The 23521-nt window shown below is 62.8% G+C and carries 24 protein-coding genes and 1 riboswitch; of the genes, 9 read left to right on the top strand and 15 right to left on the bottom strand.

Annotation, left to right across the window (positions count from 1 at the left end; translation table 11 throughout):
- Positions 1-241: 241 nt before the first annotated feature.
- From CH289_RS18175 to CH289_RS18135, 8 genes are all read right to left on the bottom strand, one after another.
- A complete protein-coding gene (locus CH289_RS18175) occupies positions 242-1093 on the bottom strand; it encodes a hypothetical protein (protein WP_231383908.1) in 852 nt (283 codons plus the stop codon).
- The gene (locus tag CH289_RS18170) at positions 1090-1923 is read right to left on the bottom strand and encodes a MerR family transcriptional regulator (protein ID WP_094728325.1); all 834 of its coding nucleotides are present in this window, start codon (positions 1921-1923) and stop codon (positions 1090-1092) included. Before CH289_RS18170 ends, CH289_RS18175 begins: the two co-directional genes overlap by 4 nt.
- Positions 1924-2066: 143 nt before the next feature.
- Positions 2067-2447, bottom strand: coding sequence for a hypothetical protein (locus tag CH289_RS18165; protein ID WP_094728324.1), 381 nt, complete (start codon positions 2445-2447; stop codon positions 2067-2069).
- A gap of 8 nt (positions 2448-2455) precedes the next feature.
- On the bottom strand, positions 2456-2953 hold the full coding sequence (locus CH289_RS18160) for a DUF3558 family protein (protein ID WP_094728323.1): 498 nt from the start codon (positions 2951-2953) through the stop codon (positions 2456-2458).
- Positions 2954-3057: 104 nt separating this feature from the next.
- Positions 3058-3489 carry a mandelate racemase/muconate lactonizing protein gene (locus CH289_RS18155; RefSeq protein ID WP_094728322.1) on the bottom strand — a complete coding sequence of 144 codons (432 nt, stop codon included), beginning with the start codon at positions 3487-3489 and terminating at the stop codon, positions 3058-3060.
- Positions 3490-3518: 29 nt separating this feature from the next.
- Positions 3519-3638, bottom strand: a riboswitch (SAM riboswitch).
- A 462-nt stretch (positions 3639-4100) separates the two neighbouring features.
- Positions 4101-5444, bottom strand: a complete 1344-nt coding sequence (gene gdhA / locus CH289_RS18145) for an NADP-specific glutamate dehydrogenase (RefSeq protein WP_094728320.1) — start codon at positions 5442-5444, stop codon at positions 4101-4103.
- 186 nt (positions 5445-5630) lie between these two features.
- Positions 5631-6233 carry a DUF305 domain-containing protein gene (locus tag CH289_RS18140; RefSeq protein WP_094728319.1) on the bottom strand — a complete coding sequence of 201 codons (603 nt, stop codon included), beginning with the start codon at positions 6231-6233 and terminating at the stop codon, positions 5631-5633.
- A gap of 74 nt (positions 6234-6307) precedes the next feature.
- Positions 6308-6712 (bottom strand): DUF6153 family protein, encoded by a 405-nt coding sequence (locus CH289_RS18135; protein WP_094728318.1) that lies wholly within the window; start codon positions 6710-6712, stop codon positions 6308-6310.
- A gap of 92 nt (positions 6713-6804) precedes the next feature.
- On the opposite strand from CH289_RS18135, the gene CH289_RS18130 reads away from it, so the two are divergent.
- From CH289_RS18130 to CH289_RS18105, 6 genes are all read left to right on the top strand, one after another.
- Positions 6805-8706, top strand: coding sequence for a helix-turn-helix domain-containing protein (locus CH289_RS18130; protein ID WP_094728317.1), 1902 nt, complete (start codon positions 6805-6807; stop codon positions 8704-8706).
- Positions 8707-8826: 120 nt separating this feature from the next.
- The gene (locus CH289_RS18125) at positions 8827-10107 is read left to right on the top strand and encodes a hydroxymethylglutaryl-CoA reductase, degradative (protein WP_094728357.1); all 1281 of its coding nucleotides are present in this window, start codon (positions 8827-8829) and stop codon (positions 10105-10107) included.
- Entirely contained in the window at positions 10104-11069 is a 966-nt protein-coding gene (locus CH289_RS18120) for a hydroxymethylglutaryl-CoA lyase (protein WP_094728316.1), read from the top strand. Before CH289_RS18125 ends, CH289_RS18120 begins: the two co-directional genes overlap by 4 nt.
- Positions 11070-11092: 23 nt before the next feature.
- Positions 11093-12451, top strand: coding sequence for an MFS transporter (locus CH289_RS18115; protein ID WP_033187865.1), 1359 nt, complete (start codon positions 11093-11095; stop codon positions 12449-12451).
- A 31-nt stretch (positions 12452-12482) separates the two neighbouring features.
- Positions 12483-13709 (top strand): CaiB/BaiF CoA transferase family protein, encoded by a 1227-nt coding sequence (locus CH289_RS18110; RefSeq protein WP_094728315.1) that lies wholly within the window; start codon positions 12483-12485, stop codon positions 13707-13709.
- Positions 13709-14521, top strand: coding sequence for an HTD2 family dehydratase (locus CH289_RS18105; RefSeq protein WP_094728314.1), 813 nt, complete (start codon positions 13709-13711; stop codon positions 14519-14521). The genes CH289_RS18110 and CH289_RS18105 overlap by 1 nt, the downstream gene beginning before the upstream one ends.
- 40 nt (positions 14522-14561) lie before the next feature.
- On the opposite strand, the gene CH289_RS18100 is transcribed toward CH289_RS18105, so the two are convergent.
- The 4 genes from CH289_RS18100 to CH289_RS18080 form a co-directional block, all read right to left on the bottom strand.
- Positions 14562-15770: a Fic family protein gene (locus CH289_RS18100; protein ID WP_094728313.1), complete on the bottom strand. Its 1209-nt coding sequence runs from the start codon at positions 15768-15770 to the stop codon at positions 14562-14564.
- A 369-nt stretch (positions 15771-16139) separates the two neighbouring features.
- Entirely contained in the window at positions 16140-16505 is a 366-nt protein-coding gene (locus CH289_RS29050) for a DUF6188 family protein (RefSeq protein WP_094728311.1), read from the bottom strand.
- Positions 16502-16882 (bottom strand): hypothetical protein, encoded by a 381-nt coding sequence (locus CH289_RS18085; RefSeq protein ID WP_094728356.1) that lies wholly within the window; start codon positions 16880-16882, stop codon positions 16502-16504. Before CH289_RS18085 ends, CH289_RS29050 begins: the two co-directional genes overlap by 4 nt.
- Before the next feature lie 9 nt (positions 16883-16891).
- Positions 16892-17413, bottom strand: coding sequence for a DUF3558 family protein (locus CH289_RS18080; protein WP_080733798.1), 522 nt, complete (start codon positions 17411-17413; stop codon positions 16892-16894).
- Positions 17414-17594: 181 nt separating this feature from the next.
- On the opposite strand from CH289_RS18080, the gene CH289_RS18075 reads away from it, so the two are divergent.
- The 3 genes from CH289_RS18075 (at position 17595) to CH289_RS18060 (ending at position 20157) form a co-directional block, all read left to right on the top strand.
- The gene (locus CH289_RS18075) at positions 17595-17849 is read left to right on the top strand and encodes a hypothetical protein (RefSeq protein ID WP_080733787.1); all 255 of its coding nucleotides are present in this window, start codon (positions 17595-17597) and stop codon (positions 17847-17849) included.
- Positions 17850-18241: 392 nt separating this feature from the next.
- Positions 18242-19399 carry a hypothetical protein gene (locus CH289_RS28790; RefSeq protein ID WP_256977321.1) on the top strand — a complete coding sequence of 386 codons (1158 nt, stop codon included), beginning with the start codon at positions 18242-18244 and terminating at the stop codon, positions 19397-19399.
- A 77-nt stretch (positions 19400-19476) separates the two neighbouring features.
- Positions 19477-20157 (top strand): HD domain-containing protein, encoded by a 681-nt coding sequence (locus tag CH289_RS18060; RefSeq protein WP_179276830.1) that lies wholly within the window; start codon positions 19477-19479, stop codon positions 20155-20157.
- Positions 20158-20373: 216 nt separating this feature from the next.
- On the opposite strand, the gene CH289_RS18055 is transcribed toward CH289_RS18060, so the two are convergent.
- From CH289_RS18055 to CH289_RS18045, 3 genes are read right to left on the bottom strand one after another with little or no spacing between them, the layout of a single operon-like run.
- On the bottom strand, positions 20374-22173 hold the full coding sequence (locus CH289_RS18055) for an esterase/lipase family protein (RefSeq protein WP_143545113.1): 1800 nt from the start codon (positions 22171-22173) through the stop codon (positions 20374-20376).
- A complete protein-coding gene (locus tag CH289_RS18050) occupies positions 22140-22580 on the bottom strand; it encodes a hypothetical protein (RefSeq protein WP_037159992.1) in 441 nt (146 codons plus the stop codon). The genes CH289_RS18055 and CH289_RS18050 overlap by 34 nt, the downstream gene beginning before the upstream one ends.
- Positions 22577-23476, bottom strand: coding sequence for a serine hydrolase (locus tag CH289_RS18045; RefSeq protein WP_052061888.1), 900 nt, complete (start codon positions 23474-23476; stop codon positions 22577-22579). The genes CH289_RS18050 and CH289_RS18045 overlap by 4 nt, the downstream gene beginning before the upstream one ends.
- Positions 23477-23521 lie beyond the last annotated feature (45 nt).

Here is a 23521-nt window from a genome sequence, read left to right as displayed (position 1 = left end):
ATGGAGACGTGGTCGCCAGAGCATCTCTCGCACACGTTGTTGCTTCTCGCACACGTTGCATCCTGTGCGAGGAACTTGAGCCTGTGCGAGAACTCAGATCAGCCGACGCGGAGCCGCGCTTTCGCTGCATGGTCTCAACCGGTCGGCGCATTACCCGGCCAAGTCGCCGAGGCAAGGCTGGCGAGTTCGAAACCTTCATCGCAAACGAATGCGGAGAGGACCGCTCCGGGGTGTCGCGTTGTCAGCGACGTGCAAACGGTGCTGCACCTCGGTGTAGTTCGGTCACCAGTGCAGCGGGGTCGTCGACATACATGCTGATACGTCTGATGGACGAGGCCTTGCGATGCTTTGGGAGCAAGGCTGGTAACCGAACTGAAATCGATTGGGCAAGCACAATATCGACGTTCGTACCGTCGACGTTGGGAAGATGCAATCGGCTCTCTGTGGCAATGGGGGTGGTTTCGCAGAACCGCCGCGACAGGGCTGCGGACGCGATGGAGCAACGCTCGATCGCGGCGATAGTCGAACCGGATTGCCGCACAACGAAATGAGTGTCGGTCAAATAGTGCGGACGGACTCGGTGGATTGCCAGATAGCCGAACACCGCGAACAAGGACCACACTGACAGCACCGCGAGTGCGATACGCAGCCACATCCATGGAAGAACGACATGAAGCACACAGATCTCTACGACGGTGACCACGCCGAAGGCAGCCGGTAGCGTCATGGTCCCGCGGTTCGACCGGAACACCAGCGCACCCGGCTCGACGTCAGCTACGCGGCCCCTGATCCACAACCACAGAGACGTGTAGGCGCGAACCTCCGCCAGAATCATCGGCCAGAATGACGAGTTCTCGGCCGTAGCGACCACCGCCGCTCTTGCATCCTCCCCGTCGCGACGGCGGGCCCGGTAGGTCGTCATCAGACCGAGCATCACGATAATGGCCAAGGGAAGTTCGACGGTGGCGAACAACAGCACGGCCTGCCCTGGCCCGAGGACTCCGGTCGCCAGGAGGATCGCATCGACAGCCAAGACAGTTGCTGCAAGCGCTTGCATGGATCGGTGGAAACTCTTCGAGGCTAATACCTTCATGAGGCGCCCTTTACAGAGCTTGACTTGCTCACGAGCGCACGTTGGACTCGGGAGACCACCTCGCGTTGAGCCGGGTCGGGGATGATCGCGTCGAGTGGGATCGGCATGCCTGTTTCACCCGACTGTGTGGTGTCGAATTCTCTGCTTGAGAATGGATCTGCCTCCTCGAACCAGGCCATCAACGTACGCGACAAACGTTCGATCATCGGTTCCGCCGAATCCAGTGACTTCCCCTCCAGACTCGACCATTCGGACAGAAGTTCGGCGTACCGGGAACGCTGCTCGTCGTCGGCGATCGACGCCGCGTAGAACGACAGAAATTCCTGCGGTGCCTTACCCGAGATGGCGAGTACCTCGAGCAAGTCACGCTCTCGCTCGAGCGCTGTGCGGACCGCAGGCGTCGGGGCGGATTCGAGAGCGCCGGCCAACAGTCCGGCGACCTTCGGAGGGAGCGCGGAGAGCGGCCGACCGCTCTCGACGTCGTCGACCATCGAGGAAAGCTTGATCAGCCGCTGTGTCAGTTTGGCGCGTTCGGCCTCGAGTGCTGCGACGAGGTCGCGTAGATCAGCGATTGTGTCGTCAGCACCCTCGATGTCAGAGGCGTCGCGCGCGAGAACCGCGGCAACCGATCCGAGCGGGACGCCGTTGGTCGCGAGCCAGCGAATGCGCATGAGCCGAACGACATCGTTCATCGTGTACTCGCGGTAGCCGTTCCCGCGCCGTTGAGGCTCGGCGAGGAGACCGAGGCGGTGGTAGTGACGCACCGTTCTCGGTGTGGTGTCGGCCGCGGTAGCGAGTTGCCCTATCTGCATGCCTTCAGTCTCAACCATGACCTAGCGTCAAGGTCAATGCCTGAATTCTGCCGCCCTACCCTGAGCCCACACACCACAACGCCCACCGGAGCTCACGTAGTTTCAACCGAGCCGACGCGTTGACCGGTTGAGACCAAGCTGCGTTTCCGTGCCGTCTGACGCTACCTAGGCCCGTCGACTTGAATGCCTCCGGCGTTTGCCTCGTCCACGTCATTTGTCGAAGTGAAGAACTTGTTGAAGACAATCTTCATTTCCTCGACGACGTCGATATGACTCTGCAACACGTCGACCATGTTGTTCTCGCCGCCATCGGCTTTGTCGGCGAAAACCTTCTGCAAGTGAAGTCCCATATTGAAGTCACCCCAGCCGGTAACGTTCCGAAGATCCCTCGCAGTTTTCTGATGCACCTTCAACTTTGCGATGTACTTGTCGCACGCTTCGTAGCAGGCGTGGGCAGCTTCCTCGTTCAGATACAACTGATTGTTGTCTGCAGCAACAGCCAGGGCCTTCCAATAGGTGACCGGTTCTCCAGGATTACTCATCGAGCCCCCTACTTCGGTGCGGCCGGAACCGCAGACTCCAGATCGTTGACGTGCCTCTTCACTACTGCGCAGGCATCCACGCCGTCGTCCATCTCATACAGCGCAGTGAACACCACAACGCCTGGCGGGACATCGATAGCGATCTTGCAGTCTCTGAGCGCATTACCGAACTCGGTAACGTACATGTAGGCATCGCGACCACCGATTGTTAGATCACGGCCGTCACGATTAGAGGGGTCGGCACGGGCTTCGTCGAGCGTGTGCTCAATCGATGACATCACGCTCAGTCCGTAGGGCGAATTCGCGCCCCCTGGAGCGCTGAACACGCACCGCGCCCAGTCCGGAACCTCGATACCGCGACCCCATCCTTCCTGACGGGTGGAGTTGTCCAACCCAGTTGCGTCCACCGCTTCTGGGGTGATGCTGCACGGATCCCAGCGCTCAGCGGCGACGGGACTGCCTTCGACACCCCCGCTGCATCCGGCAAGCAGTGCCGCTACAGCCATTGATGCCGCTATTCGTGTACGCACCCGACCCCCTCGATCACGTCGATCAACAGGTTAGACGCAATGACCATCGAAACGGTTCCGCTTCACCGCAGCGCGGTGACCTACAGGTCGGCCGGTCGTGCGAGGGATCTGACGGTCGACTCGGATGCTCGATATCCGGCCTCGTACATCCATGGCCAGTCGGCGAAGTCTTCCGGGTCGACGACGAGGGACTCGATCCCGCCGTTGCCGAGCCGTTTCGCCGGGTGGGACGGGAAGTCCTCGATCAGGTACTCACGCTGAAGACTCTGCCGGAAGATCAGCCACGTCTCCGGGGTGAAGCCAACGGCTTCCGCTCTTTTGGCGAGATCGATCCACGCGACGATGTTGGTGTAGCCGCCGTCGAGGATGTGTTGCCTTGTCGCGATCATCGCGAAGGTCCCGTACCAGATCGGCGGGTAGTCGAGCAGGGTCCGGCACCACCGTCGTCTGCGTTCCGGCGGGATCGGGTTCCACTTCGCCTGTGCCTCAGCAAGTCCGAATGGATCAGACATGACTCACCTCGTCCCGGAGGTTCGGTACCTCCATCGACTTGCTCGCCGACGGCCGTCGGTCGAGCCGGTTCTTCCCCTGGGGCACCCCTGTCGATGGAGACGGGGTTGCCGGACAGTCGGCCAGGTACCGCTGACTGTCACTCTTGAACCTGCGTCCGAGGATACTCGGCGTCGATGCGGATCAGAAGTCTATTTTTGCGATCCACTGCACTTGGATCGCCAGTCGCACACTGCGAACGGCGTGGTAGCGCTCAAGGTCCGAACGCGCACCCGGCGATCGTCGAAAACCCGATCGCGAAGGCTATTACTTCTGTGCTTTCCAGAATCCCGAGCCAACGCCGCGCTCGCTCGGTCGGCACTTGTGCGGCCAGGCTGTCCGTTGTCGGGAGAACTCGGTGCCGAACGAGGTCGTCGCGACGGGTCGAGAGCAGCCAGGTCGGTGTGCGACCGTCGCGCGCTGCCTTCGACCGCGCACCGCCGGTCAGGGAAACAATGCACTCGAACGATGTCAAGTGTCGCACCTTCGCATTCATCGCCGCCCGGACTACGGACGGCGGGTGCTGGCGATGTCTCGTCGACGTCGGGCACCGGATCACCGGCCAGTTCGAGTCTCAGACAACTCCCAGGGCGACCATTGCGTCGGCGACCTTAATGAATCCGGCGATGTTGGCGCCGTGCACGTAGTCGCCGGGCTTGCCGTATTCCGCTGCTGTTTCGATGGTCCGCGCGTGAATTCCATTCATGATCGCCGCGAGACGTTCGTCGGTGTAGTGGAAGCTCCACGAGTCGCGAGATGCGTTCTGCTGCATCTCGAGTGCTGATGTCGCGACTCCGCCTGCATTGGCGGCCTTTCCTGGAGCGAAGGCAACTCCGGCGTCACGGAACAACTGCACTGCGTCCGGAGTGGTAGGCATGTTCGCACCCTCGGCCACGACGCGCACCTGGTTGTTGATCAACACTTTTGCCGCGTCTGCATCGAGCTCGTTCTGTGTTGCCGACGGGATTGCGACATCGCACGCCACGTCCCAAATCGACCCGTCCGCCGTGAATGTCGCAGCCTTCACGGTGTCGCAATAGGCGCTGATGCGTTCGCGTCGAACTTCCTTGAGATCCTTGAGTAGTTCGAGATCGATTCCATTCGGATCGACGACGTATCCCGACGAATCCGAGCATGCAACGACCTTGCCGCCCAGCTGATGTACTTTCTCGATCGCGTAGATCGCGACGTTGCCCGAGCCGGAGACCACCACGGTTTTGCCGTCGAGCGAGGTCCCGAGGGTTTCCAGCATGTCGGCAACGAAGTAGGCGGCACCGTATCCCGTCGCCTCACGCCGCACCTGAGACCCTCCCCAGGACGTTCCCTTGCCGGTGAGCACTCCCGACTCGTACGAGTTGGTGAGTCGTTTGTATTGGCCGAACAGGTAGCCGATTTCGCGTCCGCCGACGCCGATGTCTCCGGCGGGCACGTCGGTGTATTCGCCGATGTGACGATGCAGCTCGGTCATGAACGACTGACAGAAGCGCATGACCTCGGCGTCGGATCGGCCTTTCGGATCGAAATCCGCGCCGCCTTTCCCGCCGCCGATGGGAAGTCCGGTAAGTGAGTTCTTGAAGATCTGCTCGAAGCCCAGGAACTTGACGATGCCGAGGTTGACGCTGGGGTGAAAGCGCAGGCCGCCCTTGTACGGTCCGAGCGCGCTGTTGTACTGCACTCGGAATCCGCGGTTGACGTGTACGGACCCGGAATCGTCGACCCACGGGACCCTGAAGATGATCTGCCGTTCCGGTTCGCACAGGCGCTCGATCAGTGCGGCGTCGGCGTATTCGGGTCGGTGTTCGAGGACGACTTGCAGCGACTCGAACACCTCGGCCGCTGCCTGATGAAACTCGGGCTCGCCGGCGTTACGCGTCAGGACCTGCTGGTAAATCGCTTCGATCTGGTCGCGCGTCGACACGCCCCGCCTCCTCTTGTGAGAACTTCGAAACATGACCGTAACAACTCATACCCAGAGCGTGGTGAGTCAGGTCGATGCATTCGCAGTTCGAGCCGGGACAACAACCCCCGCGATCTGCGGTCGGAGAGGGCTGCATCCCCCGCGAGATGAATGAGGATGCAGCCCTTCGTTCGACAGGATTCGAGATCAGCCCAGCAGTTGCTGCATGGTGTCGATTTCCTGCTGCTGCGTCTCGACGATTGTGCGGGCCATCTGCTGCGCATCCTGGTTGGATCCGTTCGCGATCTCGGCTTGCGCCATTTCGATCGCACCGGTGTGGTGAGCGATCATCATCGTCGACCACTGCCGGTCGAACTCCGGACCCGTCAGGCCGGCCAAGGTATCCATGTCCTGCTGGGTCATCATGCCCGTGCCCGAGCCATGATCCATCCCGCCCATGGTGCCCATGTCCCCCGAGGGTGCGGGCTGATCCCACTCGGCCAGCCAGCTCGTCAGCTGGTCCATCTCGGGTTGTTGCGCGGCAGCGATCGCCGACGCCAACGCCTGCACGTCCGGGTTGTCGCTACGGCCTTGCACCATCTCTGCCATCTCGACTGCCTGTGCGTGATGCGGGTACATCATCCGCGCGAACATCACGTCGGCATCGTTGAACTCAGCCGACGCACTCGACGACATCGTCTCCGTCGACTGCCCGTCCATCGACGAATCGGTCGAGGTGTCACTACAGCCGCTCAGCAGGAACGCGCCGATGGTGGCAGCGGCGATCGAGGCGGCAATCTTGGTGTGCATGTGAAACTCCTTGCAAGAGTGAGTAGAACAGGGAATCGGATTCGCCGGTAGACGCCAGTCGACCGGGCTCCCTGTCACACTCGCAAGGTCACCGATTTGTCCAACTCCCACAATGTCCACGGAGGAGCTCGCTCCTGAGTCGAGTCGACGCGTATGTGGCGCCACTCCGTCGATATCGGCGACAGGTCGATCTCACCGCTCGTCACCGGGTCGGTCAGCGCAGACCACGACGCAGTGGTGCCCATGCAGGGGTGCATCATCTGATGCGCCGACGGGCAGTCGTGCTCGCCGAATGCGACCGGAACCGAGCCGTCGACGGCATCCGACGCCACCATCGAGTGATGATCGCCGACCATCGCTCCAGACGCCGCCGACATAACTGGCGTCACAGAATGCATCAGCAGCACCCCGAACACCACCAGGGCAATCAGAAGTCCCGTCGAGGCCGCGCCTCGTCCACGGAAGCCGATTGACTGCATGCCATCGACGATAGCAACATATACCCCCAGGGGGTAGCGTCGCTGGTCTCGTGGTGCATTCCACGGACCGGCAGCTGGTTAGTCTCGAACCCATGACACCTGCCGACAACTCCGCGAAGGTTGTCGAAGCGCTGACCGACGACATCGGTGACACCGAGCTCGACGCGCGCCTCGCCGAGCTCGGTGTCGATGCCGCAACACGGGCGTCAGCACTGCTGCGCTCCCGTGCGATGCGAGAGGAGGTCAGTCGGCTTCGCCGGCGAGAGCACGAGCTGGGCACCCTGTTCGCCAGCGCCCGCGACTTGGCAGAAGTGCGCGACATCGACGGACTGCTCGAACGCCTGGTCTCGCGTGCGCACGACATGATGGGTAGCGACGTCACGTACCTGTCCGAGTTCGACTCGGGCACTCGGGACCTCCACGTTCGCAAGACGATCGGATCCGTCACCCCTCAGTTTCGACGCCTTCGAGTTCCGGCCGGTATGGGGCTCGCCAGCCGGATCGCCGATTCGCGCAGCGCGCAATGGGTTCAGCGTTACAGCGAGTACGACGAGGGTACGCACGACACCGACATCGACGACGCCGTTCACGGCGAAGGCATCGTGTCGATCCTCGGTGTGCCGATGCTCTCCGACGGCCGTGTTCTCGGCGTGTTGTTCTCCGCTACACGTCAGGAACATGTTTTTGCACCGGAGCAGATCGCAATGCTGTCCGCTCTGGCCGACCACGCGTCGATCGTGCTGCAGACTGCGAACACGCTGGCGCAGCTTCGAGCGTCGGAAGAGGAGGCCCGCACTGCACTTCACACGTTGACCGAGCACGTCGCCGTGCGCGACCGTTCCAACACCGTGCATCAGGAATTGGTGCAGGCTGTGCTGGTCGGCGGCGGATTCGGCCAAGTGGCAACCACATTGGCGCGGGCGCTGGGACGCTACGTCACCATCGTCGATGCCGATCTGCGCATTTTGGCGTCGTCGGAGGAGTCAGCGCACATCTCGGCAATCGTCAGCATGGGAAGCGCCGCCTACCGGGCGGTGGAACAGAGCCGCGCGACCGGTCATTGCTCCTACGTCGACAGTCCGTCGTCGGACATCCAGGTCGTCGCTGCGGTCACGGCCGGCGAGTTGTATTTCGGCGCGGTCCTACTCAGCCCGGGCGAGCTGGAACTCGGTCCTGTCGACGACCGCACCATCGAACGCGCCGCCCAGGTGGCGGCTTTGCTCACCCTGCAGCAGAACGCCGTCGCCGACGCCGACCAACGTGTTCGACACGAGATCATCGCCGACGTGCTGGACCCGTCGCCCGAACGTCGCCGCGATCTCGACCGTCGTGCTCGCGCTCATGGCGTCGACTCCTCCACCCTGGACACGGTTCTCGTCATCACCACGTCTCGATCGCGTAGTACCGCAACGTCACTCGTTGCCCAGCACTTTCGGAACGGATTGGTCAGCGAGTACTCGGATGTACTGGTCGCGGTGATCCACAGTTCCGACCGCATCGCCAGCGCGACCGAGGTGCGACGCATCCTCCTCAGCGGCGGTGTGCCGGATGTCCGTGTCATCGTGCCCCCGCCCGCACCGTCGGTCGATGTACTGTCGGACAGATTCGACGTCGCACACCGAACTGCTCGACTGCTCGACGCACTCGGCATCGACGACGGTGTCGTCACAACCGAGTCGTTCCACCCCTACATGGTGATGTTCGGGTCGGATCCGGAGGCCGTGCACTCGTTCATCGACCACACGATCGGGTCGGTGATCACCTACGACGCCGAACACGGGACGGACCTCGTCGCGACGCTGCGCGCATTCGTGCGCAACGAGTCGAGTCCGACCAAGACCGCTCGTGCGTTGAGCTATCACACGAACACGATCCTGCAGAGGCTGGAGCGACTCCGTCTGCTGTTGGGCGACGGCTGGCGGGACGACGAAGCTCTGTTCCGTATTTCCACTGCGGTCCGGTTGGACGCGCTGAGAGCCGGGCGTCCGCGATAGCTGTGTGCTATCAGCACACCGATGCTCCGGATCGATGGGTCGATGACACATATCGCACGTCACACCATGCCCCGTAGCGTTCGAGTTCGATACATCAGAGACGAACGCGTGGAGGATGAAGTGCCCGTCAGCAGCCGAATTCCAGGTTTCAAGGACTTGTCGCCGCTGGAGCGTCGCCGCGTCGTCGCCGAGCGCACCGACCTGCCGGAGACCGCGCTCGAACCGCTGGATCCTGCGGCGGGCCTGTCCGTCGAGCAGGCCGATCACATGGTCGAGAACGTCGTCGGCGTCCTCGGCATCCCCGTCGGCATCGCTACGAACGTCATGGTGAACGACAGTGAATACCTCGTTCCGATGGCCACCGAGGAGCCATCCGTCGTCGCGGCCGCCAGCAATGCCTCCCGCATGACCCGTCCGCACGGTGGATTCTTCGTCTCCCACACCGGGCCGGTCATGCAGGCGCAGATTCAGTTGCTCGACGTGCAGGACCCCGAGGCAGCTCGTCTGCGCATCCTCGAAGCGCGCGAGGAGATCCTCGAACTGTCCAACGCTCAGGATCCGACGCTGGTGAAGTTCGGTGGTGGTGCTCGCGATCTCACCGTCCGTGTCCTGCCCACCCGTACCGGAGTGCACGTCGTCGTGCACATCGTCGTCGACGTTCGAGATGCCATGGGCGCCAACGCCGTCAACACGATGGCCGAGGCAATTGCACCACGCGTGGCCACCATTGCGGGCGGTAGGCCACTGCTGCGCATCCTGACCAACAAGGCCGACCAGCGCATCGTGCGGGCTCGCGCAGTCTTCGACCGCGACCTACTGGGCGGCGAGGAGGTCGTGGACAATATCGTTCATGCGTCGGCCTTCGCCGAGGCGGATCCCTACCGAGCAGCAACACACAACAAAGGCATCATGAACGGCATCAGCGCCGTCGTACTCGCGACGGGCAACGACACCCGCGCCGTCGAGGCGGGCTGCCACTCCCATGCGGTCGGTGCCGACGGCCGCTACACCGCGCTGTCCCACTTCGAGAAGACAGCCGACGGGCACCTGTCCGGAACGCTGGAGGTTCCCATGGCGGTCGGCCTCGTCGGCGGCGCGACGAAAGCGCATCCGGTGGCCAGGACCTCGATCGAGATCCTGGGCGTCACGTCCGCGACCGAGTTGGCCGAAGTCATTGTCGCGGTAGGGCTGGCTCAGAACCTCGGCGCGTGCCGCGCATTGTCGGCCGAGGGAATCCAGCAGGGCCACATGCGGCTTCACGCCCGCACCATTGCCGTCACCGCGGGAGCGACGGCCGCCGAGCTGGACGACGTCGTCCAGCGGCTCATCGGGGACCGCTCGATCCGCGTCGAGCACGCCGAGAAGGTGCTGGGCGAGCTCCGAAACGGCAGCTTGGTATGAGCCTCCCCCGTCCCGACGTGCACCGCGACCCGGCACTGCCGAACTCGGTCCGCGTCTACGAAGTCGGCCCACGTGACGGTCTCCAAGCCGAGACGACGATGGTCCCGACGGCAACGAAGGCCGAATTCTGTCGTCGACTCGTCGCCGCGGGCATCACAAACCTCGAGCTGACGAGCTTCGTCTCCCCGCGCTGGGTGCCGCAACTCGCCGACGCCGAGGAATTGATGGCGAGTCTGGAATTACCGTCGTCGATCCGGCAGATCGTGCTGGCGCCCAACGCACGCGGCCTCGATCGCGCTCTGTCCGCCGGTGCCACCGAAATCGCCGTCTTCGTCAGCGCCACCGAAACTTTCGCGGCCAAGAACCTCGGAACAACCGTCGCCGACGCCTTGTCGTCGGCCGCCACCGTCGTCGAGGGTGCTACTGCAGGTGGTGCCGCGACGCGCGGTTACATCTCGATGTGTTTCGGTGATCCGTGGGAAGGCGCCGTCGCCGTCGAACGCGTCGCCGATATCGCGGAACGCCTGATTCAGATGGGCGTCGGGACGCTGTCACTCGGTGACACCATCGGTGTCGCGACACCCGGTCACGTCCATGCAGTCCTGAATGCTGTTCTTGCACGGGGTATCTCCGTGGACCGAGTGGCGATGCATCTGCACGACACCTACGGTCAAGCCCTCGCCAACGTCTACGCGTCGCTGACGGCCGGTGTCACCGAGTTCGACTCGTCGGCCGGGGGCCTCGGCCGGTGCCCCTACGCCAAGGGCGCTACCGGCAACCTCGCCACCGAGGACCTGCTCTGGATGCTCGACGGCCTCGGCATCGAGACCGGCATCGATCTACATGCACTTGCCGAAGTTTCCGACTGGCTTGCCTCCGCGATGGGGCGGCCCAGTGACTCTTCCGTCGTGCGAGCGTTGTCCGCAGCGCGCGCCGATCACGCACTCTCCCCCACCCGCTGATCTCAGCCCCCGAAGGAAGCAACATGTCCAACACACCGAACCTCCCCGAGGTCGACACCAAGACCAAGAAGGAACGTCGTCACGCCGTCATCGGCAGCTCGGTCGGCACCATCATCGAGTGGTACGACTTCACTCTTTACGGCCTCGCATCGGCTCTGGTGTTCGCACCGCTGTTCTTCCCCGGCGCGGGCAGTTTCGCCGGAATGCTCGGTGCCTTCGCGGCGTTCGCGGTCGGGTTCGGAGCTCGGCCCATCGGTGGTCTGATCTTCGCGCACTACGGCGATCGCGTCGGACGCAAGATGACATTGCTGGTCACACTGATGATGATGGGTATCGCGACGACGTTCATCGGTCTGCTACCCACCGCCGATTCGATCGGCATCTGGGCACCGATTCTGCTGATCGTCCTCCGCATCTTCCAGGGTGCGGGAGCCGGTGCGGAGTTCGCCGGTGCCATGACGATGGCCAGCGAATCCTCCGATCCTCAGCGCCGCGCCTACACTGCGGGCTTCCCGGGTGCGTCGGTCTATCTCGGAATGGCTCTGGCTACCACCACGTTCGCACTACTGACGTTGCTGCCGGACGAGCAATTCCTCGCCTGGGGCTGGCGCATTCCGTTCGTCGCGAGCGCAGTGATCGTCGCGTTCGCACTGTACTTCCGGCTGCGGGTCAGCGAGACAGCCGCATTCGAGGAAGCCGCCAAGGACGGCGCAGTGCAGAACTCGCCGCTCTCCGGTGCCGTGAAAAATCACTGGCGCATCCTCATCTGCGGTATGGCGCTGTTCACGTTCACCTTGCCGTGGGTCTACATCGTGCAGACCTTCTCGGTCTCCTACGTCACCGGCACACTGACCGTCGATCCCACAGCGGCTCTGGTCGCGCTGATCATCGCCGAGCTCCTCACCATCCCGACGACCCTGTACTTCGGTAAGCTCGCCGACCGCATCGGCCGCAAGCCGGTGCTTCTCGGTGCGGCAGTGTTCGGCATCGTGCTCGCGTTCCCGCTCTTCTGGCTGTACGGCACCGAGAACATCCTGCTCGTCGGTGTCGGCTTGGTCCTCGGCCTCGCCGTCATTCAGGGCGCCACCATCGGTGTTTCCGCTGCACTGCTCGCCGAGATCTTTCCGACGAACGCCCGGTGGAGTGGCATCGCCATCTCCCGTGAGATCCCCGCGGCTGCAGTCGGCGGAACGGCGCCTCTCGTCGCCACCGCACTCGTCGCTGCGTCGAGCGGAAGCCCCTGGCTCGTGGCCGCCTACCTGATGGGCCTGAGCATCATCGGTCTCGTCGGAATCGCCTTCCTCCCCGAAACTTTGCCGTCGAAGGTGCAGGACGACACACTGGATCCCATCATGGTGGCCGACGTCGAGCCCGTCGCTTGATCTGTAGTACTGATATAGAAAGAGTAGTTCTATGACTTTCCCTCAGGTAGGCAACGCAGGATCACTGTCCGGCGTGGTGGTGCTCGATCTCTCGCACGTTCTCGCCGGTGCCTACGCAGCGCAGATGTTCGCAGACTTCGGTGCGACGGTCGTCAAGATCGAGAATCCGACGGGTCCCGACGTGGCCCGCGGGTTCCCGCCCTACATGAAGACCGAGGACGACGAATTCTCTGCGTACTACGCCCAGTACAACCGCGGCAAGCTGGGCTTGACGCTGAATCTCGGCGCTGACGAGGGCAAGGCGGTTCTGAAGGACCTGGTCGCGCAGGCCGACGTGCTGATCGAGAACTTCCGGCCGGGTACCACCAAGAAGCTGGGCATCGACTACGACACTCTGGCCGAGATCAACCCGCGGCTGGTCTACCTGGCGATCTCCGGTTACGGCCAAACCGGTACGCGCAGTTCCTATCCTGCGTTCGACAACACCGCACAAGCCGCGGGCGGTATGTGGTCGATGAACGGTCAGCTCGGCGAGGAACCGGTGCGCGTCGGGGTCACGATCGGTGATCTCTCCGCCACCATGTTCGGCGTGATCGGTGCACTCACCGCACTTCGGCACGCCGAGCGCACAGGCCAGGGCCAGCTCGTCGACGTCGCACAGGTGGACAGCATCTTCGCGATGACGGAAACTGCCGTCGTCGATTACACCGTGGACGGCAAGACCGCCGTGCCGTCGGGCAACAAGCATGCGTGGGTGCGTCCGTACGAGCTGTTCCCCTGCGCCGATGGCCAGGTGTTCTTCGGCGGTTACACCGACCGCCTCTGGAACGCGAGTTGCGAGCTGTTCGGCACGCCGGAGGCCGCGACGGATCCCGAGATCGACACCATGCGCAAACGTTTCGACCCCGAGGTCTACGAGCGTCGCGTCAAGCCGTTGATCATCAGCTGGTTCGACGGGCGCAAGCGCTCCGAACTGGAGGATCTTGCCGGTGCCGTCATTCCGCTGACCGCGATCAAGAACATCGGCGAGGTGGTGGAGGATCCGGGCACCGCCGAGCGGGACATGATCGTCGAGGCGGATTACGGCAAATTCGGGACGCTGCGCATGTTCGGGCAGCCCATCAAACTCGGCGCGACGCCTGCCGACCCGGCCCGTCGGGCCAATTCGCTCGGTGAGCACACCGATCAGGTCCTCGCGGGTATGGCGGGGTACTCGGACGAGAAGATCTCCGAGCTGCGTGCGGGTGGGGTCGTCTGATGGCGGTGGTCCGAACCGAGTCCCTGCGAATCGCGCCCGCGGCCGCCTATCGCGGCACCTTCGCGCCTCTCGCCGCAGAACCGAAGTCGACGGGTGAGCTCCCTCCCGGCTGGGAGGGAATCTACTTTCCGTTCGACGCCGCTCTGGCCGATCTCCGCCCCGATGGCTCCCCCGCCGACGACGGCGTCCTACCTGTCATCGACCTGCCGCGACGGATGTACGCCGGTGAAGACACTGTCTTTCATCGACCCCTGGCGTACGACGACGTCGTCGAGCAGCGAGTTCAGGCAGGCGCAGTCGTCGAGAAGGAAGGGCGAGGCGGGCGTCTGGTGTTCGCCGACATCGAGAGAAACTACCTCGTCGCCGGTGAGCTTGCGATCTCGAGCGTCTGGCACGACGTGTTCCTCGAGGCTGCGAAGCCCGGTGCTGTCGCAAAGCCGCCGGCACCAGCACCCGATGCGGAGTGGGCGTGGACGGAGTCTTTGACGCTCGATTCTCGCCAGCTGTTCCGGTTCTCGGCACTGACGTTCAACACACATCTCGTGCACTACGACCGGGACTGGGCTCGCGGTGTCGAGGGTCTGCAGGACCTCCTGGTCCACGGACCTTTGGTGCGGATGTTGTTGCTCGACTACGCTGTTCGATCGCAGCCGGGGATCAAGGTCGAGAGGTTCTCGCTCCAGATGCAGGCACCGGTCTTCGTGGACGCAGAGGTTCGATTGGTCGGGCGTGAAACCGACTCGGGTAGCGAGGTTCTGGTCGTGGACGCCCAGAGCGGTGTCCTGGCCCGGGGATTGGTGACCGCGCGTTAGTGGGCATCTCCTTGGCCGCGTAGGATTGCAGCGCAGTTCATCACCGCCCCCGACGCGTGCGCTCGGCGAAACGGTCGAGTGCATCGAGGATCTCGTCCGCTTGCCAGACGCGGTTTCGTCGCCCCTTCGAGGTCTGATGGAGAACTTCCGCGCCGACGAGTCGATCGATAGCTCGCTGAGCAGCCATGTCGCTGACACCGAATGTCCTCTGCACGAAGGGGTTGTCGATTACCGGCTGTGCAATGAGAGCGTCGAGGAGGCTCCACACAACCGATTCGCGACGTGCAACGACGCTGGCGCCGAACCGGTCTCGCACATCGGCGAGTTCGTCGACCAGCATCCTTCCGTTGGATACAGCGGCGAACGCCGCGGCATTCAGCCGGCGAACGATCGGTTCGACATCGCCCTGTCGATATTCGTCGAGACTCGCAAAGTACGACGCAGTGTCGGCCAGCAGACCCGCGGACAGCGGGACTGTGACGCGTTCGACCACGTCTGCCCGACGAAGCATTGTATGTACCAACGACCTGCCGGTGCGCCCGTTGCCATCGGCGAACGGGTGGATGGTCTCGAACTGCGCGTGCGCGACGGCCACCTGAGGAAGGACGGGCAGATCAGCTCTCGACGCGAACACGAAGAGGTCGTCCAAACAGGCCTCGAGTCGATCGTGATGCGGCGGAACGAATGCGGCGTGGTGGGGTCCGAAATTCGAACCACCGATCCAGACCTGCTGGGTTCGCCATTGCCCGGCGTCGGGATCGCCCGCCGGCTCCATCAGTGCCCTGTGCATGGCGAGCACGGATTCGGCTGACACCGTCGAACTCGCTGCCAGTGCGGCCTCCATCGCACGCACGTTGCCGCTGATAATCGATGCGTTCCGACTGGTGGGTGAACCCAGCTCGGCCAGCGCGAGGGACCGCGCGCCGACCGTGAGGTTCTCGATCTGCGACGAGGCCGCACTCTCGGATCTGAGCAAGATCGAACTCATCGGCGCCAACTCGGTCGACGAGCCGAGACGTTGCGATGCGTACTCGTCGAATCGGACGATTTCACGCAGCGCGTCCTCGGATTCGGCCGCGACTTCATCGGTGAGTCGGAGCTCCAGATCGGCGATCCGCGGAGGCACTGCAGCCCGGTAGTCACCTGCATGCAGCTTGCGCTGCGTCCTGGATGCAGCAGCAGACGACGATTGCCATGGCCGATCTTCGTACTCGACGGCGGCCAGGCCACTGTTCGAATCGTTGGCCATCAATCAATCATACCAAACCCTAAGCGAATATCGTTTGGTATGGATCATGGCCATTCTTGAACGGATTCCCGACTTCGGCCTTCTACGCCATGCGCCTCAGCAGCGGAACCACCTCTGCTGAGATGCGGTTGCAAACGGCCTGACGACGCGAAGAAACAACCGGGATGATCAGTACAGCATCCGCAACGGACGCGGCTTCGATATCGGCGACGAGGCCCGCCAGCCCGCTCGACGTTCCGACGTAACGAACCGTCTTGGGTTCGTCAGTCGAGGTCGAAGCCAATTCCCCCGAGCAAGAATCAAAGTGTCCGATCCTCGACGGGCATACTGGGTGCAGGGGTCGTGGAGTTGACCACGTGGGCATGCATGTCAGTCCCAGATTGCGAGTCCACCGCCAGGCATACTCACGACCATGGCACCGCCTGGACCTGAAATGGTCCAGGCTTCGTAGTCAGGATCCGCCGGCGCCACCAGGGTCGTTCTGTCATCGAACATCAACCTCAATGCACCATCATCCGATACCCGTGCCTGCTCGATCACTCGGCCCACGAAGTGCAGTGGGTTGGACGCGTGTTCATAACGAGATCCCTCGAGTTCATCTGTCTCCGAACCACTCGCGGAGAGAGTTGACTCCACAAGGATTTCGTAACCACCCGAAGTTCGCAGGACGAGAGTGCAGCCGACGTCGACGGCAGTGACAGACCGCGAGATCAATGCACGCAGCGGTCCCGTCACCTCGGCGGATCCACCTGAAGACCCGCCGCATTGGCCTCATCGGTTCCGATGGTGGCGGCGAAAAATTTGCCGAATACGACCTTCATCTCTTCGACTACATCGATATGGCTCTGCAGCACATCGACCATGTTGTTCTGACCGCCAACGGCCTTTTCAGCGAAAATAGTTCGAATCTGGCGGCCCATGTCGAAACCGCCGTAGCCGGTGATGTCGGCAAGCCTTCTAGCCGTGTCCTGATGAACCAGCAGTTTCTCGATGTAGGCATCGCAAGCTGACGAACACTGTTGCGCCGTCGCAGAGTTAAGATACAGGTCACCGTTGTCAGCAGCCACCGCAAGTGCCTGCCAGTACGTAAGCGGCCGCTCGGGATTCCCCATAATCATCTCCTACTTCGGTGCAGCCGGAACGAATATTTCCAGATCGGACACGTGTGTGCGAACCACATCGCATGCATCGACGCCATCGTCTATTCGATACAGGGCGGTAAAGACGACGACACCGCCAGCGACCTCCAGCGCAATTTGACAGTCCCTGATCGCCGCGCCGAACTCTGTCACGAACATATAGCCCTCGCGTCCGCGGATCTCGATGTCTCGGCCTTCGCGGTGAGACGGATTGGCCCGTGACTCGTCGATGGTGTGCTCGGCAGACGACACAACGTCCAGAGCATAGGGCGAGCTCGAACCCCCGGGAGCCTGGAAAACACATCGACCCCACTCCGGAACATCGATGCCATTCCCCCATCCTTCAGCTCGTCGACTTGGATCCAACCCTGTCGAAGCGACGGCCTCCCGCGTGATGCTGCACGGATCCCAGCGCTCGGCGGCCACGGGACTCCCCTCGACCCCATCCCCGCAGCCTGCGAGAAGCGTCGCAGCAGCCACCAGCGTCGCCGTCCCCTTACGCATCCGCTCCCCCTCGATCACGTCGATCAACAGGTTAGACGCAATGGAAGCGAAATCGGTTCCCGGCAACTCCCCATCGAGCTGGAGGCCCAGCGAACAGGAACAACGTGACCGCAACCGGGTGCATACTGCCGAAGGACCAACGATCACATTGCCAACGCCACTCGCGGGATGGGTTTACTGGATGGAGCACGGAAGGTTCGCCGACTACGAATTGGCTCGCGTGGTGACCGACAACCTCGTTCCGCTGGGCATACAGCGCGGCGACCTGGTTACGATCCTCGAAGCAGCTGGCGACGGTTACCTGGTTCAGTCAGTGAACATGAACGAGGACCTCGCTATGCCGTGGGGAGGCGCTGCACTCAGCGATCTGGAGCCCTCCGACGGGCTCGATGAGAAGGGCAACTCACTCATCAGACCGATCCTCGGGCCGCCGTAAAGGCCCACGCTCACGCACGCGGAACAGAAGCCCCTCAGGTTGCTTCGGTTCCGGGAACGACGGGCTGCCGCGTTTGCATTGAGAAATCTGTCGGTGCCTGGCGGTATAAAGGTGTTGCAGGCATTCCTCATTCAGGAACCGCCCTCGCCGGCTATCTCGGCACTCACCTTCAGCTCGACAGAAATGAGCACTATGGAATCACCCAACCCTGCCCGCCGACCGACCGAACCACTCGCATTCACGATCATCGTCGAGGTCGACCTCCCGTTGACACAGCTGACACCGCATCGACGCGAAGATCTAAGCAATAGCGTCCGCCGCGACAACGCACACGTGAACGAGTCCCCTCTCGGGAACGCACTAGTCTACTTCGACTCCCCCACACCGACTGGGTGAAGGCAGGACTCCAGGCTTTCCACATTTCCAAGCTCGTCGACCGCGCATGGCCGGTTGCCGGCGTCGAAGTCTGCCGATCCGATTTGTGGCTGGACGAGCCGTTCTTCGACCACGAGCTGGACGGACTCGGCGATCTGCCGGCATGGTCGCACGACGCAGACCCCCGCCGCTGCTCGACAGTGATCATCGAGGTCGAACCCGAGAACGTCACCACGCGCCACCTCCGCGACGACCGACTGACGAAGGTACTCAACGATCCTCGCAACGTGCGGCTGAGTCGCTCTGCGGCCGGGCGGCCCCAGGTCATCCTCGAAACACGAGAATCGCCAGTTACGGCCGGACTCTCGATCGCCAAACCGTCGATCACCCTCGATCGAGACCGCACGATCACCCGAGTCCGGTCCGTGCGTGCCGACATCTACCGGGCCGAGGTCGCTCTGTACGACGACGTTATCGAAATCGATGCAGCTCAGCCGCGGCTCCCCGAGTGGCGCTACGTGACCGACGACGGTGATCGGACCGTCGTCGTCACCGATCTCCGGGTCCGGCTCGAAGGGTGGAGCATCATCCACACGTCCGTCGACGGAATCACAGACACCAGCGACTTCGGCTTCGGGGCCGTCTGGCGCGACGATGACGGAAACCTGAACTCCGTCTGCGACGGCGACATCCTCGATGCCTGGGAAGCGCCCATCCCGCAGGGCTCGAACCTCGACGCATTCGTCGTAGACGGCACACGGCTCGACGTCGATCCATGGGACGCGATGATGGAATGGCTGGCCGAGTCCATGTACGACCAGCCCTTGGGCTTTCTGATCGAACTCGGCCCGCAGGACTATGACGAGTCCGACGACAGCCCCGTCGTCTGCGCCCAGGTCGTCTTCCTCAGCGACGGTGTCCTGATGCTCAGGCTGTCGAAACAAGTGCTCGAACGACTGTCGTTCGCGGACTACTCGTCCGACGGTCTCGCCCTCGATACCTGGCACTACGACGGATACTTCGACGACTGCACTGACGGATACCTGTTCACCCGCGATATCCGACTGGTCGCCCAGACCTGCGCCTCGTGGTTTCGAGACAAGGCAGGCTTCGACACAGCCGATGCGCTCGGATGCTCCTATCGCACCGCCGATGAACTCCCCCGCTCCTCCTGATCCTTACTACCGAACTGGAGACACCTATGACCGACAGCCCGCTTACCGCCACCTTCAGAACTACGAAACTCAAGCAAATGGATTCCGCCGCACTCGTTTTCGCGATCGACCACGAAGTCGATCAGGATCGGGTCGACATCGGCACACTCCGCTACGCAATAGAAATTGCCACTGCCGTCCACCTGTCGCAGACCCGCATCGGCCGCGCCACCTACCCGGTGGATCCGTACATCGTCCATCCGCTCAGGAACGTCCTGCGTCTGGTCCGGCTCGGCTGCGCCGACACCGACGTACTCGCCGCCACCGCACTACACGACACCGTCGAAGACCAGCCCGAGAACATCGTGAAGGTCCTCGGCGCAGCTCAGGGCCTGCCAGCCGAGAACGCACTCCTGTTGATCGAGAAACATTTCGGCCAAGAGACCGCGAGACTCGTTGCAGCAGTGACCAACCCACCGAGCTCGATCCCCTTGACGAAGGCAGAGAAGAACGCCGCCTATGCCCAGCACGTTGCGGACGTCATCACCGACCCCAAGGTCTTCCTCGTCAAATACGCCGACTTAATCGACAACGCCGGCAGCGTGCAGTATCTGCAGGACGACGCCAAGCGTGCGAAACTGCGGACCAAGTACGCGCCATTGGTACCGATCTTCATCAATGCCCTCGACGGACTGACAACGGCACTCGATCTGAACCCAAACGGCCTCACGGTCATCGAAGCGAAGCTGTCGAGACTGGCAGCAAGCCTGGTGGGTTGATCAGGACGCTCAACCCTGGCAAAGACCAAGAACTGGACCTTGTGCTCCATGCATTCGACCTCAGCACCTGTCCAGACGTCAGGCTGAAATCACCACGGACTGAAGCGAACTGAAGCACCACGGCCCCGATACGGAACACGTAGCGATGCTTTCTCAGGTAGCGAATCTTGTAGACCAGAGCCTGTTAGCCGGACAGTCGACACGCCGCATGACTGCTCAAGAACCGCTGCCGGTCGCCGCGAACCATGCTCGCGTGATAGCGGTCGGTGTCGGCTCGGGGAACCATTCGTCGATGTCGCCCAGTCCACCCATGCGCACGGTCCACACCGCCTGTGACGAGTCGACTATCGGCGATTCGCCGTCGCTGAGAACGAAGGTTTCGCCATCGCACGCGTAGGCACCCACCAGATCGTCGTCTCTCCCCGGCCAGCTCCCGCCGTTCCGAATTCGGCATTGTGTGCCGTCCGCCAGTTCCAAGCCCCACGGCCGCCGATCCGGCAACGGCGCAACCCTGCTCAAGGGTTCTGCCGCCTGCGCGCGCCGCAACTCCTTGCCCCAGGGAGACTCCGCGCATAATAGGTCGCGCCCACCTGCCTCGTAGCAGATATCCGCGCCGGACGCGGTCGGCGAGCATCGATGAATACCGTCGTCGATGGCTGCCAGCGAGGCGTCGTAACAGTCGACTTCACCCGAGTCGCCGACGATCCGGTACCCGTCCGCAGGCTGTCCATTCGACTCGACCGCCACTTCTTCGACCACATCGGTCGGCGCGAGGTCTTGGATTCGCGCGGCGATGTCGTCGTTGACAACACTCGTGGCTATGACCGACAGTTCCAGCGCGCGCATCAGGTTGTTGTGAAAGCACGCACCGTGAACCGAAGCCCAGGGTCCGTCCGGCACTTCGTTGAGTGGGACCACCTCGGCCATCAGGCCGATGGAATCTTGCGCACCTTGTTTCACGTTCAGTTGGTAATCGCACTGCACGCGTGATGATTCGGTCGACCCAGCGGTAGCCGAATCCTTCGTGACGATGAGGTCGCCGGGCTCGCCTCGCACCGGCTCGACCCTTACACCGAACCAGGACCGTTCGGTGATATCGAAACGAGCATCACCTGCCAGGGCATGGACCTCGACACCGTCCGGCCACTGCGCCAGGCGATCGAGCTCTCTCGAACCCACCCGCAGCGCTTTCCCTGCTTCACCGGCGAACGCGCCGAACGGCGTCGCGCAAATGCCACCGGCGTCCTTCATCGAAATAGTGCTGCTATCGGCGCACGAGGCCAGAATGATGCGCAGCACCGTTGCTGTTGCCGCACCTACTGCGCCTGCCCGAGAGAGGGCTTTGGTTCCGGCGTCCACGCCGACAGCCGCTACGAGGGCTGCCACCGACCCTGTATTGGGAGTGCCGTAGGTGACTACTGTGCTTACCCGAGAAGCGCGCGATGCGTCGAGCCCGAGCGCGTAGCGTGTCGCGAGCCCACCCATGGAATGGGCAACGACGATGACTTCCTCGTCGCCCGATTCCTCGTACAGGCAGTCGATGGCACGCCCCAGTGCGGGCCCGATTCCTTCGTCATCGACCCACCTTCCGGACTTGTCGTGGTAGTCGAACGTGAAAGACGCGACTCCTGGAATGGTCTGCAACTGACCGATCAACGAGCGATCGCCCTCTGCTACTCCGACGCGGTTCGACGTGAGGTCGACGTAGTCCGAGAATGCACCCTCACGGGCGTTGTCATGGGCAGCGCGACTTGTCCAGCCGTGCACGAATAGAACAGGAACCCATCTGCCCCGTCCATCGCGCGACTGCACAATCGGCTGTCCATTGCGGTGAGTGTCGGTGTTGAGGACATCCGCAGTTTCCACCCCGGCGCAGTCCCACTGCGGCTGACTGTCGAACTCCTGCGCAGACAGCGACGGTGTCATCAGCACCGACATCATGAAGAGGCAGACCGACAAAGACGCGAGCCTCCGGAATCGCCTCATCGAATAGCGACCGTGGACAGGACTTTCCACGCGTCGTCCTCCTTTACCATGACAGCCAGGTAATCCGCACTCGTGCCGTCGCTTTCAGTAACCGTCACCTCGATCACACCCCCTCCGATACCGTCGGACACCCAGCTGTCGCGTCGGGCGTCGTAGGTCGCCGAGTTGGACAACGACGACGGATCCTCCAGCAGATCGGCGCGCACTTGGTCCGCGACCATCGCCGACGGATCTTCGGCGATCGATTCTATGGCCGCCACCACTCCGTCCGCCTGGGTTGCCCAGTCTTCGATCACGTCGGGTTCGTCCTCGGCCTGCAAGTTGGTGTAGCCGAAGAACAGAGCTGCGAGTAGTGCTGTTTGCACGATCGCCGCAGCGACAACGGTGGCGATAAGTTTCCACGGCCTTCCCTGCGCATCCCGGGGATCGCCTGTCACGCACACCTCCCGAAAGGTAGGAGGTCCGAGTGAGCACCGAGCATCTCGGCGAGGGCGTCGAGCATCGTGATGCCGTCGTAGAACGAACCCGACGCAGATTCGGCCGCGATTGCCACTGCGGTGTAGCCGCCGGCAACTTCGAGGATTCCCAGCTGCCGAACCAGGTAACTCCCATCGTCACTCGGCCCCCAGCCGCCTTTGAACGCAGACCCGGGCAGTCGACCGAGGCCCCACGATTGATCCGACGACACTCGATGCATGAGCTCGACAACGGTGGGCCCGGTGTCCACGCATTGGAGTTCCGAAGAAAACTGCGCCTGTTGGACGAGTGACCAGTCCGTTTGACCGAAAGGTGTGTACCCGTCTCGGATTCGGGTGTCCTGAACGTCGGTGGCGGCATCACCGCCGTCGGTCAGGACCTGCTCGACGGCCGACGCTGCAGACGTCGCGTCGCCCAGACTCGCCCACAAGTTCTCTGCAGCGGCGTTATCGGAGTTCACGATCGCAGACGTTGCCGAGGACAACCCGTTCGACGCCGATGCACGCAGAGCTGCAACCGCGAGTGGAACCTTGATGGTGGACCAGGCGACTCCGGTCGACCAGTCCCCCAATACCTGGACCTGCCCGCCGCCGACTGGGATGTATGCCAGGCCGAGTCGGCCGGAGTACGTGGACGCGACGCGGTCGAACTCCGCGCGCAACACCATCGCCCCGTTCGGCGGCAGCGGCACCGGGGCGGCGAACTCCGTCGGTGCGACCGTCGGCGGCGGTGCCTCGATCGAGTTCGACTCCTGCTGCGCAACGGCTCTGCCGTCCAACGAGATCGACGGTGAGGTGCATCCGCTGACGAGCACGAGTAGTGCCGCGCCAACCAAGGCGGGCGCCTTCACGGACATCGCCCATCTTCTAGTAGACATAAACGACCGCGTTGTCACCACCGG

This window comes from Rhodococcus sp. RS1C4 (assembly GCF_002258225.1).
GTDB lineage: Bacteria > Actinomycetota > Actinomycetes > Mycobacteriales > Mycobacteriaceae > Rhodococcoides > Rhodococcoides fascians_E.
Note: the sequence above shows the minus strand (reverse complement) of the source record. Positions and strands in the feature narration are given on the sequence as shown.

Excerpts from the sequence above, each read along its gene's own strand:
- CH289_RS18160 (WP_094728323.1), bottom strand. The coding sequence starts at position 2,953 with ATGGCTGTAGCGGCACTGCTTGCCGGATGCAGCGGGGGTGTCGAAGGC.
- CH289_RS18045 (WP_052061888.1), bottom strand. The coding sequence starts at position 23,476 with ATGTCCGTGAAGGCGCCCGCCTTGGTTGGCGCGGCACTACTCGTGCTC.
- CH289_RS18155 (WP_094728322.1), bottom strand. The coding sequence starts at position 3,489 with ATGTCTGATCCATTCGGACTTGCTGAGGCACAGGCGAAGTGGAACCCG.
- CH289_RS18165 (WP_094728324.1), bottom strand. The coding sequence starts at position 2,447 with ATGAGTAATCCTGGAGAACCGGTCACCTATTGGAAGGCCCTGGCTGTT.
- CH289_RS18170 (WP_094728325.1), bottom strand. The coding sequence starts at position 1,923 with ATGGTTGAGACTGAAGGCATGCAGATAGGGCAACTCGCTACCGCGGCC.
- CH289_RS18085 (WP_094728356.1), bottom strand. The coding sequence starts at position 16,882 with ATGGGGAATCCCGAGCGGCCGCTTACGTACTGGCAGGCACTTGCGGTG.
- CH289_RS18120 (WP_094728316.1), top strand. The coding sequence starts at position 10,104 with ATGAGCCTCCCCCGTCCCGACGTGCACCGCGACCCGGCACTGCCGAAC.
- CH289_RS18175 (WP_231383908.1), bottom strand. The coding sequence starts at position 1,093 with ATGAAGGTATTAGCCTCGAAGAGTTTCCACCGATCCATGCAAGCGCTT.
- CH289_RS18140 (WP_094728319.1), bottom strand. The coding sequence starts at position 6,233 with ATGCACACCAAGATTGCCGCCTCGATCGCCGCTGCCACCATCGGCGCG.
- CH289_RS18135 (WP_094728318.1), bottom strand. The coding sequence starts at position 6,712 with ATGCAGTCAATCGGCTTCCGTGGACGAGGCGCGGCCTCGACGGGACTT.
- CH289_RS18105 (WP_094728314.1), top strand. The coding sequence starts at position 13,709 with ATGGCGGTGGTCCGAACCGAGTCCCTGCGAATCGCGCCCGCGGCCGCC.
- CH289_RS18110 (WP_094728315.1), top strand. The coding sequence starts at position 12,483 with ATGACTTTCCCTCAGGTAGGCAACGCAGGATCACTGTCCGGCGTGGTG.
- CH289_RS18115 (WP_033187865.1), top strand. The coding sequence starts at position 11,093 with ATGTCCAACACACCGAACCTCCCCGAGGTCGACACCAAGACCAAGAAG.
- CH289_RS18080 (WP_080733798.1), bottom strand. The coding sequence starts at position 17,413 with ATGCGTAAGGGGACGGCGACGCTGGTGGCTGCTGCGACGCTTCTCGCA.
- CH289_RS18130 (WP_094728317.1), top strand. The coding sequence starts at position 6,805 with ATGACACCTGCCGACAACTCCGCGAAGGTTGTCGAAGCGCTGACCGAC.
- CH289_RS18060 (WP_179276830.1), top strand. The coding sequence starts at position 19,477 with ATGGATTCCGCCGCACTCGTTTTCGCGATCGACCACGAAGTCGATCAG.
- CH289_RS18100 (WP_094728313.1), bottom strand. The coding sequence starts at position 15,770 with ATGGCCAACGATTCGAACAGTGGCCTGGCCGCCGTCGAGTACGAAGAT.
- CH289_RS18075 (WP_080733787.1), top strand. The coding sequence starts at position 17,595 with ATGGAGCACGGAAGGTTCGCCGACTACGAATTGGCTCGCGTGGTGACC.